Annotated in this window: 16 protein-coding genes; 9 read left to right on the forward strand and 7 right to left on the reverse strand. The window is 65.0% G+C overall.

Annotation, left to right across the window (positions count from 1 at the left end):
- The first annotated feature begins 33 nt into the window (after positions 1–33).
- The 7 genes from AC1D2G_RS28155 to AC1D2G_RS28185 all read left to right on the forward strand — a co-directional run bounded on the left by AC1D2G_RS28155 (position 34) and on the right by AC1D2G_RS28185 (position 8,433).
- The gene (locus AC1D2G_RS28155; RefSeq protein ID WP_477418140.1) at positions 34–873 is read left to right on the forward strand and encodes a GNAT family N-acetyltransferase; all 840 of its coding nucleotides are present in this window, start codon (positions 34–36) and stop codon (positions 871–873) included.
- Positions 874–887: 14 nt separating this feature from the next.
- Entirely contained in the window at positions 888–2,261 is a 1,374-nt protein-coding gene (locus AC1D2G_RS28160) for an aminotransferase class III-fold pyridoxal phosphate-dependent enzyme (protein ID WP_477418142.1), read from the forward strand.
- Between the two features lie 267 nt (positions 2,262–2,528).
- A complete protein-coding gene (locus AC1D2G_RS28165; RefSeq protein WP_477418144.1) occupies positions 2,529–3,221 on the forward strand; it encodes an HAD-IA family hydrolase in 693 nt (230 codons plus the stop codon).
- Positions 3,222–3,285: 64 nt separating this feature from the next.
- Complete coding sequence (locus AC1D2G_RS28170; RefSeq protein ID WP_477418146.1) at positions 3,286–4,896, forward strand: ABC transporter substrate-binding protein; 1,611 nt, start codon at positions 3,286–3,288, stop codon at positions 4,894–4,896.
- An 86-nt stretch (positions 4,897–4,982) separates the two neighbouring features.
- Positions 4,983–5,933 (forward strand): ABC transporter permease, encoded by a 951-nt coding sequence (locus tag AC1D2G_RS28175; protein WP_095091041.1) that lies wholly within the window; start codon positions 4,983–4,985, stop codon positions 5,931–5,933.
- Complete coding sequence (locus tag AC1D2G_RS28180; RefSeq protein WP_457151864.1) at positions 5,930–6,781, forward strand: ABC transporter permease; 852 nt, start codon at positions 5,930–5,932, stop codon at positions 6,779–6,781. Before AC1D2G_RS28175 ends, AC1D2G_RS28180 begins: the two co-directional genes overlap by 4 nt.
- On the forward strand, positions 6,778–8,433 hold the full coding sequence (locus AC1D2G_RS28185) for an ABC transporter ATP-binding protein (RefSeq protein WP_477418148.1): 1,656 nt from the start codon (positions 6,778–6,780) through the stop codon (positions 8,431–8,433). Before AC1D2G_RS28180 ends, AC1D2G_RS28185 begins: the two co-directional genes overlap by 4 nt.
- Positions 8,434–8,474: 41 nt before the next feature.
- Here the strand turns inward: AC1D2G_RS28185 and AC1D2G_RS28190 are convergent, their stop codons facing one another.
- The gene (locus tag AC1D2G_RS28190; protein ID WP_095091725.1) at positions 8,475–8,951 is read right to left on the reverse strand and encodes an Lrp/AsnC family transcriptional regulator; all 477 of its coding nucleotides are present in this window, start codon (positions 8,949–8,951) and stop codon (positions 8,475–8,477) included.
- A 226-nt stretch (positions 8,952–9,177) separates the two neighbouring features.
- Here AC1D2G_RS28190 and AC1D2G_RS28195 point away from each other — a divergent pair, with 226 nt between their 5' ends.
- Positions 9,178–10,503: an NAD(P)/FAD-dependent oxidoreductase gene (locus AC1D2G_RS28195; RefSeq protein WP_477418150.1), complete on the forward strand. Its 1,326-nt coding sequence runs from the start codon at positions 9,178–9,180 to the stop codon at positions 10,501–10,503.
- 41 nt (positions 10,504–10,544) lie between these two features.
- Here the strand turns inward: AC1D2G_RS28195 and AC1D2G_RS28200 are convergent, their stop codons facing one another.
- The 5 genes from AC1D2G_RS28200 to AC1D2G_RS28220 all read right to left on the reverse strand — a co-directional run bounded on the left by AC1D2G_RS28200 (position 10,545) and on the right by AC1D2G_RS28220 (position 17,274).
- Complete coding sequence (locus AC1D2G_RS28200; protein ID WP_477418151.1) at positions 10,545–11,915, reverse strand: FAD/NAD(P)-dependent oxidoreductase; 1,371 nt, start codon at positions 11,913–11,915, stop codon at positions 10,545–10,547.
- Positions 11,912–12,214: a (2Fe-2S)-binding protein gene (locus tag AC1D2G_RS28205; RefSeq protein WP_477418153.1), complete on the reverse strand. Its 303-nt coding sequence runs from the start codon at positions 12,212–12,214 to the stop codon at positions 11,912–11,914. Before AC1D2G_RS28205 ends, AC1D2G_RS28200 begins: the two co-directional genes overlap by 4 nt.
- On the reverse strand, positions 12,211–14,196 hold the full coding sequence (locus tag AC1D2G_RS28210; RefSeq protein WP_477418155.1) for a hydantoinase B/oxoprolinase family protein: 1,986 nt from the start codon (positions 14,194–14,196) through the stop codon (positions 12,211–12,213). The genes AC1D2G_RS28205 and AC1D2G_RS28210 overlap by 4 nt, the downstream gene beginning before the upstream one ends.
- 4 nt (positions 14,197–14,200) lie before the next feature.
- The gene (locus tag AC1D2G_RS28215; RefSeq protein WP_477418157.1) at positions 14,201–16,279 is read right to left on the reverse strand and encodes a hydantoinase/oxoprolinase family protein; all 2,079 of its coding nucleotides are present in this window, start codon (positions 16,277–16,279) and stop codon (positions 14,201–14,203) included.
- An 89-nt stretch (positions 16,280–16,368) separates the two neighbouring features.
- Positions 16,369–17,274 (reverse strand): LysR substrate-binding domain-containing protein, encoded by a 906-nt coding sequence (locus AC1D2G_RS28220; RefSeq protein ID WP_477418159.1) that lies wholly within the window; start codon positions 17,272–17,274, stop codon positions 16,369–16,371.
- A 111-nt stretch (positions 17,275–17,385) separates the two neighbouring features.
- On the opposite strand from AC1D2G_RS28220, the gene AC1D2G_RS28225 reads away from it, so the two are divergent.
- Entirely contained in the window at positions 17,386–18,504 is a 1,119-nt protein-coding gene (locus tag AC1D2G_RS28225; RefSeq protein WP_477418161.1) for an NAD(P)/FAD-dependent oxidoreductase, read from the forward strand.
- Between the two features lie 511 nt (positions 18,505–19,015).
- On the opposite strand, the gene AC1D2G_RS28230 is transcribed toward AC1D2G_RS28225, so the two are convergent.
- Entirely contained in the window at positions 19,016–19,945 is a 930-nt protein-coding gene (locus AC1D2G_RS28230; protein WP_477418163.1) for a LysR family transcriptional regulator, read from the reverse strand.
- Positions 19,946–19,984 lie beyond the last annotated feature (39 nt).

Here is a 19,984-nt window from a genome sequence, read left to right on the forward strand (position 1 = left end):
CCGAGACTTGGCCTCAGACGATAGGGGCACCTCATGCCGCAGGGCGAGATCGAAATCCAGGACTTTGGGCCGGACCATATCGAGGGAGCGGTGGCGCTTTCTCGCCAGGAGAAGTGGCCGCATCGCCCGCAGGACTGGCAGATGGCGCTGCAGCTCTCCAGCGGCGCGGTCGCGGTCGACGACGAGGGCCGTGTCACCGGAACCATCCTGGTAACGCCCTACGGCGCGGATTGCGCCATGATCAACATGGTGATCGTCGGCAGGAACGTGCGTGGCAAGGGGCTCGGGCGCCGGCTTATGGATCAGGCTCTCGCCCTCGCCGGCGACCGTCCGCTGCGGCTCGTCGCGACGACTGACGGCATGCCTCTCTATCAGAAACTGGGCTTTGTGCCCTCCGGCACGATCCTGCAGCATCAGGGTACGGTTGCACAGCTCGGCGCGCCCGAGGACGTGGAAGCCGCACGCATGGACGATCTGTCGGACATCAAGGCGCTGGACCGCGACGCCTATGGCGCCGACCGCGAAGCCCTGATCGATGCGCTGGCCGAGCACGGCCAACTCGCGGTTATCCGCCGCAACGGCGCCATCGACGCCTATGCCGCGATCCGCCCGTTTGGACGCGGCGAGGTGATTGGTCCGGTCATCGCGGGAAGTGCCGCGGACGCCAGGGCCCTGATCAGCTTCTTCGCCGCGCCGCGCCCCGGCGCCTTTCTGCGTGTGGATACCGACAGCCGGACCGGCATTGCCGGCTGGCTCGAAGACATCGGCCTCGCCCATGCCGGCGGCGGCGTCGCCATGGACCGTCCGCCCAAGACGGGCGCGGAACAGGCCAGGCCAAAAGTTTACGCCCTCGCCAATCAGGCGCTCGGCTAGCGCGGAGGAAAACAATGCTCGCCAATTCCCTGATCGAACTCGACCGCGCCCATCTCATCCATCCGGTCTCCTCATACCGTGGCCATGAGGCCCTCGGCGTGCGCGTGCTGAAATCGGCGAAGGGGGCGACCGTGACCGATGCATCCGGCCGGCAACTTGTCGACGGTTTCGCCGGACTGTGGTGCGTCAATGCCGGCTACGGCCACGACAGCATCGTCGAGGCGGCGGCAAGGCAGATGCGCGAGCTTCCCTACGCCACCGCCTATTTCGACCTCGGCTCGGAGCCGGCCATCCGCCTCGCCTCGGAGCTGGCCGAGCGCGCGCCAGGCGACCTCAATCACGTCTATTTCACGCTCGGCGGGTCTGACGCGGTCGACAGCACGATCCGTTTCGTTCGCTACTATTGGAATGCCAGGGGCGAGCCGAAACGCGACCAGTTTATTTCCATCGAGCAAGGCTATCACGGATCGTCGGTGGTCGGCGCGGGCCTGACCGCTCTGCCCGCCTTTCACGCCGGTTTCGGCATTCCCTTCGAATGGCAACACAAGATCCCCTCGCCCTACCCCTATCGCAACCCGGTAGGCGAGGACGCGAACGCGATCATCGCCGCATCGCTCGCCGCGCTGAAGGCCAAGATCGACGAGCTCGGACCGGAGCGGGTCGCTGCCTTCTATGCCGAGCCGATCCAGGGGTCGGGTGGTGTGATCGTCCCGCCGAAGGGCTGGATTAAGGCGATGCGCGAACTCTGCCGGGAGTACGGCATCCTGTTCATCGCCGACGAGGTGATCACCGGCTTCGGCCGCACGGGCCCTCTCTTCGCCTGCACGGACGAGGACATCGTTCCCGACTTGATGACGACCGCGAAGGGGCTGACCTCGGGCTATGTCCCGATGGGCGCCGTATTCATGGCCGATCATGTCTACAACGTCATCGCCGATGGCGCGGGCGCTTCTGCGGTCGGCCACGGCTATACCTATTCCGCCCATCCCGTCAGCGCCGCCGTCGCGCTCGAGGTGTTGAAGCTCTACGAAGACGGCCTGCTGGAGAACGGCATCAAGGCCGGCGCTCGCCTGATGGCGGGGCTGGAGGGCCTGAGAGACCACCCGCTGGTGGGCGACGTGCGTGGTCGCGGCATGCTTGCCGCGATCGAACTGGTGGTCGACAAAAGGAGGAAGACACCGCTTCCCGCATCGGCCATGCCGGCGCGGCGCGTCTTCGACAGGGCGTGGGACAACGGTCTCATCATCCGTGCCTTTGCGAATGGGGTTATCGGCTACGCTCCCCCGCTCTGCTGCACCGACGACGACATCGATGCTATCATCGAGCGCACGCGCCGGACGCTCGACCAAACATTGGACGATGCTGATGTCCGCCAGGCCCTGGCATGACGGCCGACGAATACCGCGTGTTTCGAAATAGCGCCGGGGCAGACGATTTCGCAATTTTGTGCCGCCCCCTCACGCCTTTTCGGCGAATCCAGCGCGGGGGAAGTGCCAGACTGTCCTTAAGACAAGGCCAGAAGGCCCGAATTTCCGAGCTTTTGAAAAGGCCGACGCCCCGGACAGCACGGAATTTTGTTCTGTTCAACACCATGCAATTCGGCCGCGCGCAGAGGAGAGCCAGTCTTGGCCAGGGGCTTTAGCGAATTCAAATACATGACCTTCGACGTCGTCGGCACGCTGATCGACTTCGAAGGCGGCATTACCACCTGCCTGGCCGGGATTGCCGGTGACGCTGGCGTTTCCATCGATGGCGAAGCCGCGCTGGCCCTGTACCGGCAGGCCCGCTACATGCCCGATGCAGGGCTGTTCCCTGACGATCTCGTGCGTGTCTACACGGTCATCGCGCCGCGGCTCGGCCTGCCGGCCGAGGAGAAATACGGCGTCCGCCTGCGGGACTCCGCCAGCACCTGGCAAGGCTTTCCTGACAGCGCGGCGGCATTGGCCGAGCTTGCGAAGTCACACAAGCTGATTGCCATGACCAATGCCCGGCGCTGGGCGCTCAATCATTTCGAGAAGCAGTTGGGATCGCCCTTCTTCGCCACCTTTACCGCCGACGATACCAGAACGGAGAAACCGGATCCGGCGTTCTTCCAGAAGGTCTTTGATTTCGTCGCCTCCCGGGGTGACCGCAAGGACGACATCCTGCACGTCGCGCAGAGCCAGTATCACGACATCGGCATATCCCGGACACTTGGCCTGACCAACTGCTGGATCGAACGCCGGCACGCCCAGAAGGGCTATGGCGGCACGATCGAGCCGGAGCGCTTCACCGCCCCGGACTACCACTTCACCTCAATGGCCGCATTGGCGTCGGCCGTGCGGGAAAGCCTGAAGGAACGAACCTGAGCCCAAGCCCGGAAAGCCGCAACAAGACGAGCATCCCGACCAAACAAACAGAAAGGGGAATAACATGACCGACAAGATCACGAACTGGACCAGCGCAGACGATGCCATGGTCGAAAACGCCATTCGGCGGGGCGCGAACCGCCGCGAACTTCTCAAGATGCTGTTGGCCGGCGGCGCCGCGGTTGCCGCGGGCAGCCTGGTGCTCGGCCGCGCCACCAATGCCGTCGCCGCTGAGCCGGTTTCCGGCGGAAACTTCAAAGCCGCCGGCTGGTCGTCATCGACCGCCGACACGCTTGATCCTGCAAAGGCGTCGCTCTCCACCGACTATGTCCGCTGCTGCTCGCTCTACAACCGCCTGACTTTCCTCGACAAGGATGGCGTCACGCAGATGGAGCTGGCCGAGAGCTTCGACAGCAAGGACGCCAAGACCTGGACGGTGAAGCTGCGCAAGGGCGTCACCTTCCACGACGGCAAGGACCTTACCGCCGACGACGTCGTCTACTCGCTGAAGCGCCATCTCGACAAAGCGGTCGGCTCCAAGGTCGCCAAGATCGCCGCGCAGATGACCGGCTTCAAGGCGGTAGACAAGTCGACCGTTGAAATCACGCTCGCCGACCCGAATGCCGACCTCCCGAACATCCTGGCGCTGCATCACTTCATGATCGTCCAGGACGGCACCACCGACTTCTCCAAGGGCAATGGCACCGGCGCCTTCGTGCTCGAGGCTTTCGAACCGGGCGTGCGGTCGGTGGTCACCAAGAACAAGAACTACTGGAAGTCGGGCAAGCCCTATCTCGACTCTTTCGAATTCATCGCCATCAGCGACGACAGTGCCCGCGTCAACGCCCTGCTTTCCGGCGACATCAATTTTGCGGCTTCGATCAATCCGCGCGCGATGAAGCTCATCGGCGGCCAGCAGGGCTTCGAGCTGTCGAAGACGACCTCGGGTAACTATACCGACCTCAACATCCGGCTCGACATGGATCCGGGCAGCAAGGCCGATTTCGTGGCCGGCATGAAGTATCTCGTCAACCGCGAGCAGATCGTCAAATCGGCATTGCGCGGCCTTGGCGAAATCGGCAACGACCAGCCTGTCTCGCCGGCAAACATCTTCCACAATCCCGACATCAAGCCGAAGGCTTTCGACCCGGACAAGGCAAAGTTCCACTTCCAGAAGGCAGGCCTGCTCGGCCAGTCCATCCCGGTGATCGCTTCCGACGCCGCGACGTCGTCGATCGACATGGCGGTGATCATCCAGGCCGCCGGCGCGGATATCGGCATGAAACTCGACGTCCAGCGCGTCCCGGCCGACGGCTATTGGGACAATTACTGGCTCAAGGCGCCGATCCATTTCGGCAACATCAATCCGCGCCCGACGCCGGACATCCTGTTCTCGCTCCTCTACGCTTCCAACGCGCCGTGGAACGAAAGCCAGTACAAGTCCGAGAAATTCGACAAGATGCTCATCGAGGCGCGCGGCTCGCTCGACCAGGCCAAGCGCAAGGAGATCTACGGCCAGATGCAGGCTATGGTCTCCGAGGAGGCCGGCACCATCATCCCGGCCTACATTTCCAACGTGGATGCCCTCTCTAGCAAGGTGAAGGGTTTGGAGGCGAACCCGCTTGGTGGCATGATGGGCTACGCAATGGCGGAATATCTCTGGCTCGAAGCCTGAGAGACGCCAGCCGGGGGCCGGTCAGCCAGCCCCCGGTAGTTCATTGCGCAAGATTGCTTGGCCGAACAACCGCAGGGAGCGCTTCCATGACATCTGGGGTTCTCAACCTCGTGCTGAAGCGGCTGGGGATCGCGGCTGTCACACTTTTGATCGTGCTGTTCGCCGTGTTCTTCGCCACCAGCATGCTACCCGGCGACACCGCGTCTATCCTGCTCGGCCAGGCGGCGACTCCTGAAGCGGTCGCCGGCCTGCGTGAGGCTATGCATCTTAATGATCCGGCGATCCTGCGCTTCCTGCTCTGGCTTCTCGGCCTGCTCCATGGTGACCTCGGCACCTCCTATGCCAACGAGATGCCGGTCGCGGCGCTAATCGGCGGGCGCCTGGTCAACACCATGAAGCTCGCCGGCATCACCACGCTGCTCTCGGTGCCACTGGCGCTGACGCTCGGCATCACCGCCGCCATGTTGCGCGGCTCCGTCTACGACCGCACGGTCACCATCCTGTCGATCGGCGTCATCTCCGTGCCGGAATTCATGGTCGCGACCCTCGCGGTCCTGCTCTTCGCCGTTTATCTCAAATGGCTGCCGGCGTTGTCCTCGGTCAACGAGGCGCATTCGCTGACCGATCTCGTGCGCATCTATGCAATGCCGGTGATCACGCTCACCTTCGTCATCTCCGCCCAGATGATCCGCATGACCCGCGCCGCGGTGATCGAGACGCTCTCCACGCCTTATGTCGAGATGGCGCTTCTGAAAGGCGCCTCGCGTAGCCGCATGGTCCTGAGGCACGCGCTCCCTAATGCGCTCGGGCCGATCGTCAACGCGGTAGCGCTTTCGCTTTCCTATCTGGTCGGCGGCGTCATCATCGTCGAGACGATCTTCAACTATCCCGGCATCGCCAAGCTGATGGTCGATGCGGTCGCCACCCGCGACCTGCCGCTGATCCAGAGCTGCGCGATGATCTTCTGCCTCGGCTATCTCTTTCTCATCACCGCCGCCGACGTCGTCGCCATCATGTCCAACCCGAGGCTCAGATGACGACAGCGCGCGTGACAACCTCTCGGCGGTCCTTCCTGGGCCACAGCTACAGCCTCGTGGGCGTCGTGGCCGCGCTGGTCATCCTGGCTTGGACGCTCGTCGCGATCCTTGCGCCCTACGTGATTCCCCATTCGATCGGCGACATAGTCGACGACGACTATTTCGGCCCGATGCGCCAGGGACTGTGGCTCGGCTCGGACTATCTTGGGCGCGATATGCTCTCGCGAGTTCTGATGGGCGCCCGCTACACCGTCGGCATATCGCTCGCCGCCGTCTCCATCGCCTGTTTTTCGGGCGTCGTGCTGGGGATGATTGCGGCCGTCACCGGTGGCTGGCTCGACACCTGCCTCAGCCGCTTCCTGGACGCCATGAACTCCATCCCCAGCAAGCTGTTCGGCCTTGTGGTCGTCGCCGCGGTCGGCTCGTCGATCCCGGTGCTGATCGTGACGCTCGCCGTCATCTATATCCCCGGCGCCTACCGCTTTGCGCGCGCGCTCGCCGTCAACATTAACACCATGGACTTCATCACCGTCGCCCGTGTCCGCGGCGAGAGCACCCTCTACCTCATCGGGTCTGAAATCCTGCCCAACATCATCCGCCCGGTGCTGGCCGACTTCGGCCTGCGCTTCGTCTTCATCGTGCTTTTGCTCTCCGGCCTGTCCTTCCTGGGACTCGGTCTCCAGCCGCCGCTCGCCGACTGGGGCGCGCTGGTGCGCGAGAACATCGGCGGCCTGCCTTTCGCGGCCCCCGCCGTCATCGTGCCGTCGTTGGCAATCGCCAGCCTCACCATCAGCGTCAACCTGCTGATCGACAACCTGCCGCAGAAGATCAGGGATCGGGACGCATGAGCAATCTCGTCGAGGTCAGGAACCTGCGGATCGAGGCGAAAACCGACTCCGGACGACTTGTCGAAATCATCAAGGGCGTCAGCCTCGACATCGCCTACGGCGAGATCGTCGCCCTGATCGGAGAAAGCGGCTCCGGCAAGACCACGGTGGCGCTCTCGCTGATGGGCTATGCGCGGCCCGGCTGCCGGATCACCAGCGGCGAGATCAATGTTGGCGGCAAGAACATGGCTACCCTTTCCGAAAAGGAACGCGCCAGGCTGCGCGGCACCGACATTGCCTATGTCCCGCAAAGCGCAGCTGCCTCGTTCAACCCCTCCTCCACGATCATGGAGCAGGTCATCGAGGTCACGCGGATCCACAAGCTGATGCCGCCCGAACAGGCGCGGCAGCGCGCGGTCGAGCTGTTCAGGGCCTTGTCGCTGCCCGACCCGGAAGGGATCGGTACCCGTTATCCGCACCAGGTTTCGGGCGGGCAGTTGCAGCGGCTGTCGGCGGCCATGGCGCTCATTAGCGATCCCAAGATGGTCATCTTCGACGAGCCGACGACGGCACTCGACGTGACGACGCAGATCGACGTGCTGAAGGCATTCAAGTCGGTCATGCGGGCGGGCGGCGTGGCGGGTGTCTATGTTTCCCATGACCTCGCGGTCGTGGCCCAGATCGCCGACCGCATCGTGGTGCTGAAGGGCGGCGAAGTGCAGGAGACCGGCACTACCGCGGCAATCCTTTCGGCTGCCCAGCATCCCTATACGCGCGAACTGCTGGCCGCCTTCGAACCGAAGCCGCGGCAAGCACATGCGGACGCAGATGCCGGGACCAAGCAGCTGCTGCGTATCGACAATGTGACGGCCGGCTACGGCCCGGTTCGCGATGACGGACTGCCACTCATCCGCGCGGTCGATTCCGTCAGCCTGGTCGTCGAGAAGGGGCGCAATCTCGGCGTCATCGGCGAATCCGGCTGCGGAAAATCGACCCTGGCGCGCGTCATCGCCGGTATCCACCCAGCGGCGGCCGGCGACATCGTCTTCGACGGCAAGCAACTGCAGCGAGCCGCCAGGAAGCGCAGCCAGGACCAGCTGCGCGAGATGCAGATCGTGTTCCAATATGCCGATACTGCGCTCAATCCGGCCAAGCCGGTGGAGGACATCATCTCCCGTCCGCTCGCCTTCTATCACCGGCTCGACAGGCAGGCGCGCTCGAAGCGCGTGGACGAGCTGCTCGACATGGTGCGCTTGCCAAGGGGCCTGCGCTACCGTCACCCATCGGAGCTCTCTGGCGGCCAGAAGCAGCGCGTGAATTTCGCACGCGCGCTGGCGGCCAACCCCAAGCTGATCATCTGCGACGAAATCACCTCGGCCCTCGACACGGTGGTGGCGTCTGCCGTGATCGAGCTGCTCAAGGAGCTGCAGCGCGAGCTGGGACTCTCCTACATCTTCATCAGCCACGACCTCTCCGTCGTCGAGGCCATCTGCGACGAGATCATGGTCATGTACAACGGGGAACGGGTGGAGCAGATCACGCCAGACAAGCTGACGGCTCCCACCCACCCCTATTCCAAGCTTCTGTTCTCCTCGGTGCCGAAGCTTGACCCGACCTGGCTGGACGGCCTCGTCCGCGACCCCGAGCTCGTCAGCCAGTACGGCCACCGCTGACTACATCGACAAAGGGGCCAGCGTTTCAGGAAGCAGCCGCCTCACCTGGGAAACAGGCTGGGTAGCGGCATGTGCGCCTTGACGATGGGAGACTTCAGCACCACGAAGCTGAAATACTTGTCGATGCCGATATCCATGTCGGTCAGCCGTTCCATGATCGTCTGGTACTCGCCGATACCGGCGGTCACGAATTTCATCAAATAGTCGTAGCCGCCCGACACGAGGTGGCATTCGATGACCTGGTCGATCTTCTCCACCACGGCGAGAAAGCGGGCGAAGTCCACCTGGCGATGGTTCTTCAAGGTGATTTCGGTGAACACGGTCAGCGTCTGGCCGAGCTTGCCGATATTGACCTGTGCGGAATAGCCCTCGATGTAGCCTTCCGACTGGAGTTTCTTCACCCGCATCAGGCACGGGCTTGGCGACAGATGCACCAGATCGGCCAATTCCACATTGGTGATGCGGCCGTTCTTCTGCAACTCGTAGAGGATCTTGATATCGATCCGATCCAGTTTCACGGCCGTCTCCGCAGAACGCGCGCGCCACAGCACAAAATGCTGCCTTGCTAGTAGCCATTGACACTACCACAGCCCGCTGGCCTGTCCATCCAAGCGATGCCGCTTTGAAACGCAGCGACTCCCGATTTCAACCGGGCTGCCGGAATAAAATTCTGCTTGGGCCTCAACTGCGGCAGCGGCTGCCTGCGCAACGCGCTAGGATTGGCGCTTCAAACGTAGAGGGACCATGCGCGCGCCGCTGCAGCAAATCGAGACATCCGGCGAACTGCCCCAGTCCGCGGACGCGGTGGTGATCGGCGGCGGCATTGTCGGTGCCTTCGCGGCCTACTATCTGGCCAGGCGCGGCATGCAGGTCGTGCTTGTCGAAAAGGGACGCATCGGCGCCGAGCAGTCCTCCAGGAACTGGGGCTGGTGCCGCCAGCAGAATCGTGACGCCCGCGAGTTGCCGATGGCAACCCGAAGCCTTGATCTGTGGGACAGCTTCGCGACGGAAACCGGCGAAGACACCGGCTTTCGCCGCTGCGGCCTGCTCTATCTCAGCGACGACGAGGCGGAACTGGCCGGCTGGGCGCGCTGGCGTGATTTCGCCAAAACGGCCGGCGTTACCACGCATATGCTCGACAGCGCCGCGGCCAGCGAGCGGGGCCGCGCCACGGGCCGGACCTGGAAGGGCGGCGTCTTCTCGCCGACCGACGGCACCGCCGACCCGTCGCGCGCCGCGCCCTCGGTCGCCCGTGCCATTCTCAAGCTTGGGGGCTCCGTGCACCAGAGCTGCGCCGCGCGCGGTATCGAGATCGAGGGCGGCCGCCTGAGCGGCGTGGTCACCGAAAGCGGAACGATCCGGACGAAGGTGGCCGTCCTGGCCGGCGGCGCCTGGGCCTCCTCTTTTTGCCGGCAGTTCGGCTTCCGCTTTCCGCAGGCGTCGATCCGTTCCTCCATCCTGTCCGTCTCGCCGGGTGCCGAAGGTCTGCCGGATGCGCTGCACACGGCAAGGATCTCGGCCACGCGTCGCGGCGACGGCGGCTACACGCTCGCCATAAGCGGACGCGGCCGGGTGGACGTGACGCCGCAGCAGTTGCGCTTCTCGTCGCAGTTCCTGCCCATGTTCCTGAAGCGCTGGCGCAGCCTCGCACCCGGCGGTCTGCAGGGCATGCGCTCGGGCCACGAAACGCTCGGTTGCTGGCGGCTCGACCAACCGACACCGATGGAGCGGATGCGCATCCTCGATCCGACCCCGGACCAGGCGACCATCCGCCTGACCCATGCCCGGGCGCTCGAACTCCTGCCCGACCTCAGAAAGACAAGGATCAGCGCTGCCTGGGCCGGTTACATCGACAGCACGCCGGACGGCGTGCCCGCCATCGGCAAGATCCAAACGGTGCCGGGCTTCTTCCTGGCTGCCGGATTTTCGGGACACGGCTTCGGCATCGGCCCGGGCGCCGGTCACCTCGTCGCCGATCTGGTGACCGGGTCGGAACCGATCGTCGATCCGAATTCCTATGATCCCCGGCGCTTCGACGCTTCAGCCTGGGGGAAGGTCGCCGATTTCTGAGACGTGATCCATGTCTTCCTGGTGTGGACTCCGGAATTGCATCAGCCGTCCCGGAGGAAGGCACCGACAGGCGCCGGCCGGACAGGCGCCTGTCCGCGAAACCGGCCGACAGCGTCGGCCGCACAGCCGGCCTGCGCCGCCACGAGTTCGACGGCAGCCAACTGGCAGTAGCGCCCCTGGCATCGCCCCATGCCGACGCGCGACAGCGATTTCACCCTGTTGGCCTCGCCGCCGCCGAAATCCACGCTCTGGCGTACGGCTCCGGCTGTCACGTTCTCGCAGCGACAGACGACCGCCTCATCGGGAAGTGCCCGCGCCATCGCTGCCGGCCAGGGAAAGGCGCAAGCCAGGCCGCGAGCAAAGCGCTCGAGCCGTGCCAGCTTGCGCAAATCGACGCCGGTGGCGGCCGCAGGAATTCCGAGATCGGCAAGGCATGCCGCAGCCGCGAGACGCCCTGCGATCTCCGCGCCATCCGCTCCCAGAAGACGAACCCCATCGCCCGCCAGGTAGACTCCGTTGCCGGCACGACCCATCTGGTCGGTCCTTGGCAGCCATTGCCGCCATTGCTCGTCATAGGTGAAGGTGCATCCCACAAGGTCGGCCAGATGCGTCTCTGCCCGCAGGTGCCAGCCCATGCCGATCATGTCGCAAGGGGTGCGGTGCTCCCGGCCGCCGGCGTCGCGCCAGCGCATCGCCGCGACACCTTGCTTGTCGGCCTCGATCCGTTCGAGCGTCACACCCGCATGGTAGCGGCCGCCGAGCCTTGCTCGCAGGGCCATGCCGCGCAGCGCCACCAATGGCCGGGCAGCAAGTCCCCAGACCGCCCCTCGCATCTGCTGGCGCCAGGGCGAGGTGTCCAACACCGCCGCCACATCCGCTCCGACCTTGACAAGCTGGGCGCCGACCAGCGTCAGCAGTGGCCCTGATCCCGACAGCACGATCCGCCGCCCAAGCGCCACGCCCTGCGCCTTGAGCGCGATCTGCGCCGCGCCAAGGCTATAGACGCCGGCATTCTGCCAGCCCGGCACCGGAGCGACACGGTCGGATGCGCCGGTGGCAAGGATCAGGCGGTCATAGAAGACCACCTGCACACCACCCTCCCCCAGCACGTGCAGCCGACCCTCCTGCGCTGCGATGACCGAACTCGCCGCGCAATGGGTGAGCCGCCCTTCCTTGGCCAGCCGATCGAAGAGCATATGCAGCGCGCGCGCCTTCGGCGCTTCCGACCCGTAGAGCTGCTCTGCCGTGCGGGTAAAGCCGGCAGGGGGGCGGCGATAGATCTGCCCGCCCGCGCAATGCCCTTCGTCGATCACCACCGGGTGAAGTCCGGCCTCGACCAGCGCCGCAGCGGCCCTTATGCCGGCTGGACCGGCGCCCACGATCACGACCCGCTGCGATGAGGTCTCGCTCACGGCCAGCGCTCCGGTGGCATCGTGCGCAACCGCATGCCTTCGCTGAGAAGTGTCGAGCAAGCCCGCAGGCGCGGTCCCTCGTCCTGCCATACCCAGCAATCCTGGCAGGCTCCCATCAGGCAGAAGCCGGCGCGCGGCTCTGGTCCGAACTCGGACTTTCGCAACGCGTGCCCTGACGCCAGCATGGCGGTCAGCACGGTGTCGCCCGCCAGTGCACTGCGCATCTGCCCGTCGAGAAAGAAATGCAACTGCGCCCGGTCGCGCTCGGCCAGCCGGACGATGCGGCCGGCGGTGATCATTCTGCTGCTTCTCGCACGGGGCGAGGACGTGGCAGTTCGGGGAACCGCTCGCAGGCCGCATCGAACGCCGCCTGGACGCCCTCCGGCCCCGAACGTTCCTTCATGCGGCGGAAGATCTCCGTCTTGGCGAAGAACCGCCAATGGATCGGCAAGTCCCTCAGTATGGCGGTGAGCCGGGCGTAAGCCAACGGCGTCCACTGCGCTTCATAACCGTCGCGCTCCGGACCGAAATGGAAATGGCCGGCGGCTGGCCCCTGGCGTGCGCGCAGCCTTTCCGTTGCCTCCTCGTCGACCTCGCCGCCACGGATGACGACGCCATAGTCCCGCTCGGCCGCCGTCGCCGAAACATAGCCGCGCCGCACATCCTGCGCGACCCGCCAGGGCTCGCGCTCATGCGGATCGCCGCGCCCACCGCCTCCGGCGGAACGGATATCGAGCACGTCGCCGGGCTGGAGCACCGCCGTGTCGATGTTGCCCAGCCGCCGCTCGTGCTCGGTCCCCGGATTGACGAGCATGTCCGACAGGCCGGCCGCCTTGCCGCCCAGCACGCCCCAGGGACGAAAGAAGCTGCGGTCCCGGTTGCGCGCCGTGATCCTTGAGTCGGGGGCGAAGATACGGAAGGCCATCTCGGTCGCCAGCCCGCCGCGCCAGCGGCCCGCGCCGCCGCTGTCCCTGGCGAGCCCGTATTTCACGAATTCGACCGGAGTCTCGGTCTCGGTGATCTCGATCGGCGTGTTCTTGAGATAGGCCGCATCGGCGCCCGATCCGTTGGTTCCGTCGCGATGGGGCATGGCGCCGCCGCCGCCCACGACGGGATTGACCGCGGCGATGACGGTCCGGCTGGTCCGCTCGTCCGTGGTCATGACATTGACGATGCAGTTGTTGCCGGCGGGTGCCGCTGGTAGGCGCTCCGGCACCGCTTGCGAGAAGGCGCCGAAGATGACCGACCGCAGCCGGGCGCAGGTGAGCGAGCGCATGCCCACGGCGGCGGGGTATACCGGGTTCAGCACCGAACCCGTGGGTGCGATGCAGGTGAACGGTCGGGTGAGGCCCGTATTGAGCAGGATCTTCGGGTTGATCGTGTAGAGCACATAGTAGACGCCCACCAGCAGCATAGTGTGGCGCGGGTCGCCGCCTGAAGGCACGTTGAGCGAGGAGCCGAGCTGCGGATCGGAGCCGGTGAAGTCGAGCACCGCCTCGTCGCCCCTGATCGTCAGCGTCAGCTTCAGCCGGCAGGGATTGGCCTCGACCGAATCCTCGTCGGCATAGTCGGCGAATTCCCACGTCCCGTCGGGCATGGAGCGCAGCACGTCGCGCGCCTGCGCCTCGGCATGGCCGAGAAGAGCGGAAACGCCTTCGATGAAGCCGGCCTTGCCGAACTTCCTCACCATTGCCTGGATCTTGCGCTCGCCGGTGTTGAGCGCCCCGACCAGCGCCTTGATGTCGCCGATGTTGAGGTCGGGCTTGCGCACATTGGTGCTCATGATCCGCAGGATCGTCTCGTCGAAGACGCCCTCGTTCACAAGCTTCATCGGGGGAAAGCGGATACCTTCCTGATGGATTTCGGTCAGCGCCCGGCTGAGCGAAGCCGGCACAGCCCCGCCCATGTCGGTGTTGTGGATATGCCCTCCGGTCCAGGCGACGATCTCGCCGTCGACGAAGACCGGCTTCCACAGATGCGTGTCGGGCGCGTGGGTGGCGACGTGGCCGGAATAGGGATCGTTGGTGAACGCGACGTCTCCCGGCCGGTAGTTGTCGACCATCGCGATAGCGCGGTGATACGAAAGCCCCGGATACCAGGTGGCGCCGAGGTCCATCGGCACGGCGAAGGTCGCGCCTGAACGGTCCATCAGCATCACCGTAAAGTCCTGCGTCTCCTTGACGAAGGCGGAGTGCGCGGTGCGGTGCAACGTGTGGGCCATGTTCTCGGCGGCCGCGCGGGCATGGTTCGCCAGAACCTGCAGATTTGTCCGGTCAAACATGGCATCACTCCGGGAAGGTCAGCAGAAGGTTGAGGTGACGGTCGACCCGTGCCAGCGCTCCCGCGGGAATGGCAAAAGTGGTGTCTTCCTGAACGACCACGGCAGGCCCATGGAACGTGCTGCCCGGCACGAGGGCCTGCCGGTCGTGGAGGTCGACGGTCTCTACGCTCGCGCCCGTGTAGACCGGGAGACGGCGCGCCGGAATGGCCGGGGCGTCGATCGCGTCGACCACCGGGAAGTGGAGTTTCGGCCCCGCGCCCACTGCGGACAGCCGGACATTCACAAGTTCGATCTCGCCGTCCGGGTCGTGGAAATCGTAGAGCTGCTCATGGGTGAGGTGGAAGGCTTGTGCGATGGCGGTCGCATTGCCGTCCGTCAGCCATTCCGGCTGAAGGACGACCTCGATCTCATAACTCTGCCCGACATAGCGCATGTCGCAGGATAGGCTGAGTTCGGCCGCCCCCTCATGCCCCTGCGCCGCGAGCCAGTCGCGACCCTCTTGCGCGAGGGCCTCGAAGGCATCGCGAATTCCCGCAAGCGACATGCCCGACAGCAGGCTGAAGATGGTGCGAATGAAGTCTCCGCGCAGGTCCGCCACGAGCCCGCCCAGCGCCGACACCACGCCGGGACGGCGGGGCGCCATGACACGCTTCATCCCGAGTTCGCGGGCGAGGAAGGCGCCGAGCATCGGGCCGCCGCCGCCGAAGGGCATCAGCGTGAAATCGCGCAAGTCGACGCCGGCGCGCGAGGCGAGCTTCTCGACCTCGACGAACATCTCCGACACCGCGATGTCGAGGATCGCCTGCGCGGTCTGCTCGACTGGACGGCCGAGGCGAGCGGCAAGTTCGCCGATTGCGCGATGCGCCAGCCCGGTATCGATCCTGAGCTGGCCGTAGGCCATCTCGCTGTGACCAAGCCATCCACACACCACCATGGCGTCCGTCACCGTCGGCCGCTCGCCGCCACGGCCATAGCATGCCGGTCCTGGCGTGGAACCGGCCGACTCCGGCCCGACCCGCAGCACCCCCTGTGCGTCGACACTGGCGATCGAGCCGCCGCCGACGCCGATCGAGCTCACCGACACGGAGGGGATATGGAGCGGAAACTCGCCGATCAATTCGCCTGTCCCGAACTGCGCCTCGCCGCCGATGATGAGCGCGAAGTCGGCCGAGGTCCCGCCAATGTCGAGGGTAAGAACCTTGTCCTCTCCGGCCTGACGCGCCAGCCAGGAGGCGCCGATGACGCCGGAGGCCGTTCCCGAGAGCAGCATGTTCACGCAAGCGCGCTTGCCTTCGGCAGCGTTCATCAACCCTCCGTTCGACTTCGTCAGCATCGGGCGGGCAGGCACGCCGCGGTCCTTCAGCCGCTCCTCCAGCGCCGTCAGATAGGACGAGACGCGCGGATGGACATAGCCATTGAGGATGGCGGTCGAGCTGCGCTCGTATTCGCGGATGACCGGCCACACCTCGGCCGAGGAGAAGACGAAGAGGTCGGGCGCAAGAAGCGCGATCGCCGCCTTCACCGAGGTTTCCTGCGCGGCGTTGCGCCACGAATGGAGGAAGGAGACGATGATCCCTTGCGCCCCGTTCGCTTTCGCCAGTGCCACCGCGTTAGCCACCGCCGCCATGTCCGGTGCCTGGGATTCGCTTCCATCGGCACGCATGCGAACCGGAATGCCAAACACCATGTCGCGCGAGATCAGCGGGTCCGGCCTGGCGCAGAACAGCGAATACATGTCCGGCATTCGCAGCCGCGCGAGTTCGATGACGTCTTCGAAGCCGGCATTGGTGAACAGCGCCAGCGGCGCGCCCTTGCGCTGGATGATCGTGTTGATGCCGACCGTCGTGCCGTGCACGAAGCGCGTCATGCGCCCAGGATCAAAGCCTTCGCGTTCGGCCAGAAGGGTGAGGCCCGTCATCAGCTCGGCGCCCGGATCTTCCGGCGTCGTCAGCACTTTCAGCGAGGCGACCCGACCGGAACGGGCTTCGAGCGCGCAGAAATCGATGAATGTCCCGCCGATATCGACGCCGACCTTCCAGTCGGCCTCTTTCCGCGCCCCATTTGCCGCGATGGCACCGTCCATGATGCGTCCCTTCCTGTCTGCCGACCAAAACTGGCACGAGCGGACGGTCAGGGTCCAAGATGGATGAGAGGCAAGGATATAAGTCTTGCTTATGCTTTGGCGCGATGTTCGCCGAGGACCACCGAACAGGCAGCACGGATTTGCTCGCGCATCATCTCATCGGCCCGCGAAAGTGGCCGAGTGCGCGAGGTCAGCAGCGCGATCGGAAATTCCGGCCCCGCCGCGAGCGGCCTGACGGCAAGCCCGGCAAACTGGTGCCAGGGCAGCAGCGCGTCGACGAGCGCGATACCCAGACCGGCCTGGACGAAGCCGACCGCGGAGATGGACACGTCGATCTCGAGGGACAGCGAAAGCGCCACACCCTGCGCGCGGGCCGCATGGGCCAGTTCGTCGGCGGGACGGGTGTTTCCGCGATAGGATATCAATTCCTCGCCGGCGAGATCGGCGAGCCGCAGCTCGGTTTTCCTGGCCAACGCATGCCCTATGGGCAAAAGGCATGCGAATCCGACGCTGCCGATCACTTCCGCCTCGATATCGGGAGGCAGACGGTCGTCCATGGCCACGCCGAGGCTGGCATCGCCGGCGCGCAGCATGTCGATGATCGCGGCGATCGGCGCCATATGGGAACGTAGCAAAATATCGGGATGCTGCGCCCGGAATCCGGTGAACGCGCGCGGCAATATCGCCATGGCCGGCGGTGGCGAAGCCGCGACCCGGACTAACCCAGTTCGGCCCAGACGCAGGTCGGTGGTCTTGCGGCGCAAGCCCTCGAGCCCCGCCGACAGCCTTTCGGCATCGGCGAAGATCTCCAGCGCCTCAGGGGTCGGCCGTAGCCGGCCCTTCACCCTCTCGAACAGAGTGAAGCCGAGTTCGTCCTCGGTGTGGAGCAGTATCTGGCTGAGCGCAGGCTGGGAGATGTTCAGCATCCGCGCGGCGGCGGTCACGGTGCCCGCGCGCATGACGGCGATGAACACTTCGAGCTGCCGGGCCCGCATTGCCACTCCATAGGTAAAGCTTATGGCTCTTGTCCAAACGCATCTTTGACGCAACGCCGTGGCGCGGACAAGATCGGCGTCTTCAAAGGATCATCTGCTCAAGGAATAACTATGGATGTGATCGTGCTGGGCGGCGGACTGATGGGGACGGCTTCGGCCTATTTCCTCGCCAGGCGCGGGGCACGCGTGACGCTGGTCGAGCGCAATCGGATCGGCACCGGTGCAACCGTCGCCTCCTTCGGCAACATCCGGCGCACCGGGCGCCATCTCTCCCAGCTTCCATTGGCCCTCCGTTCGCTCAGGCTGTGGGGCGAGGCCGAAAGAATGCTTGGCCGCGACGTGGAATTCCGCGCCACCGGTCATATCCGGCTGATCTTCGATGAAGGCGGGCTCGCAGACATGCGGACCTATGCCGAGGCGGCGCGCCCCTGGGGCCTTGAGCTAGAGGAACTCGGCCCGCGCGAGATCCATGCCCGCTTTCCCGGCCTCGGTCCCGAAGCGATCGCGGCGTCGTTCTCTCCGCAAGATGGCAGCGGCAATCCGCGGCTGATCGCACCTGCCTTTGCCGAGGCTGCCCGCAAGCTGGGCGCGGAAATCGTCGAGGGAGCCGAAGTCGGGAAGATCACCAGCACGGGCTCCGGTTTCCTTGTAGCCAGTTCAAAAGGTACATTCGCCGCCGGCTGCCTGCTCAACACCGCCGGAGCTTGGGGCGCGCGCATCGCCGCGCAGTTCGGCGAAGAGGTCCCGCTCGACGCCCGCGGCCCGCAGATGGGCGTTACCGAGCCCGTGCCACATCAGATTCTACCGGTGGTGGGCATCTGGACGCGCGATAAGCACCATGGCGCCTATCTGCGTCAGGTCGAGCGGGGCAACATCGTCTTCGGCGGCGCCGCCGAAAGGGTGGCGGTTAACCTGGATCCGGGCCATGCGAACGCCGACCCAATGCGCCTGCCGATGCAGTTGCGCGCCGTCGCGCGGCTGCTGCCGGCAATCGCGCAAGTCGCGATCATCCGTACATGGTCCGGCTGCGAGGGCTATGTGCGGGACATGCTGCCGGTCATGGGACGCTCGGCGACGACGCCAGGCCTGTTCCACGCTTTCGGCTTCAGCGGACACGGCTTCCAGCTCGGCCCAGGCGTGGGCGACGCCATGGCCGAACTCATCACCACCGACCATTGCGAAACGCCGCTCGACGACTTCAGGGTCGATCGCTTCGCCCGCGCAGCCTGAAGAAAAGCAGCCTAAAGAGCACAGACGGGCTCGCACCGCGTTGTGATCAGACTTGTCCTTTGCGATCGTGCTGCCACTTTCCCGCGCGAGCGCCGGCTCCCCTGCTGATGCTTTTGGCTGTTAACTGTACCTCTTTTTGGATGTTGGCGCTTAATCAGGAAATGGCGATGCCGCAAGGGCTAAAGGGGAACGCAGCGCGGCCAGAATAGTCGTCACAACTACCATTGTAAGACTGAAGTCCTTGGTCTGCCGGCTCTAAAGGCCCGCTTCGTCTATCGTCCGAAAGTCGGTTTCCAGTCGCGGTTGCGCTGTGCCTGAATCCCCTCGTAGTCAGGCAACGGGACCTGAAGGAGGTTCGACAGCGGCGGGTCGCGGCTCCACAGGAGCCGATTGGCACGCGGCCAGGGCAAGTGCCGCGAAGCCCAGCATCATGTTCCGCATCAAATTCTTTCCATCGGGAGCTATTGGTTGGCAGCAGGCAGCCGAATTGCACACTATCCTGCTCGTGCAGCTATTCGATATGGCTTGTCGGTTTCCAGATGTGTGTCGATATGATGTCGCGCAGCTCGGTGCGAACCGTGCGGAAGAGCGGGCGAAAGGTTGATGACATCGGGCGTTGCGTCGATGTGGCGAGGATCAGCTTGCGGGTGATCGGCGGATCGAATGGCCACACCTCGATCCGACCCCACTCGACCAGCTGATGCACCGAGGCATAGGGCAGCACCGTGTAGCCCGCGCCCTCCTCCACGAGAAGCAGGGTTGAAGGCATTGCCTCCAGCTCCATTTCGACGCGCGGATAGATGCCGTGTTCCGCCAGGGTGTTGTCGATGAGCCGCCGCAGCCCGTGCGGGCGGCTGGGCAGGATCATCGGCAGCTCGGCGAAGATGTTGAGGCCGACTGGCCCGCGCGGCAGCACGCGCTCGGACAAGACCGGTCCGATCAGAAACAGCTCGTCATCGGCAAGCGGTTCGGTCAGCACAGAAGGATGGTTCGGCGAATTGTAGAGCACGGCAGCATCGATGCGACCAGCGATCAGCCACTCCAGGATATGGCCGCTGAAGCCTTCGATCACCTGCAGTGCGACATTAGGAAACTCGTTCTTGATCTTCTTTACCAACGGCACCGTCAGCACGGTGCCGACCGAAGGCGGCACGGCCAGCACCAACCTCCCCTTTGGGGAGGATTTGAGGTTCGAGACCGCATTCTGCGCCAGCCGCATCCGCTCGACGATCTCGTCGGCATGGGCCTTCAGGAGCACGCCCGCTTCGGTCAGCACGACACCGCGACCGTTGCGATAGAACAGCTCGACGCCAAGCTCCTCTTCAAGCCCGCGAATATGGCGCGTGACCATCGGCTGGGTGACATTGAGGTCGAGCGCGGCCTTCGAGAAGCTGCCGGCCGCACCGACGGCGATGAATACCTGTAGCTGCTTCGTGTCCAACTTTCGCCCTAACCATCCACTGCTGCAGAGCTTCCAGGC

This window comes from Mesorhizobium sp. P2_C7 (assembly GCF_056404515.1).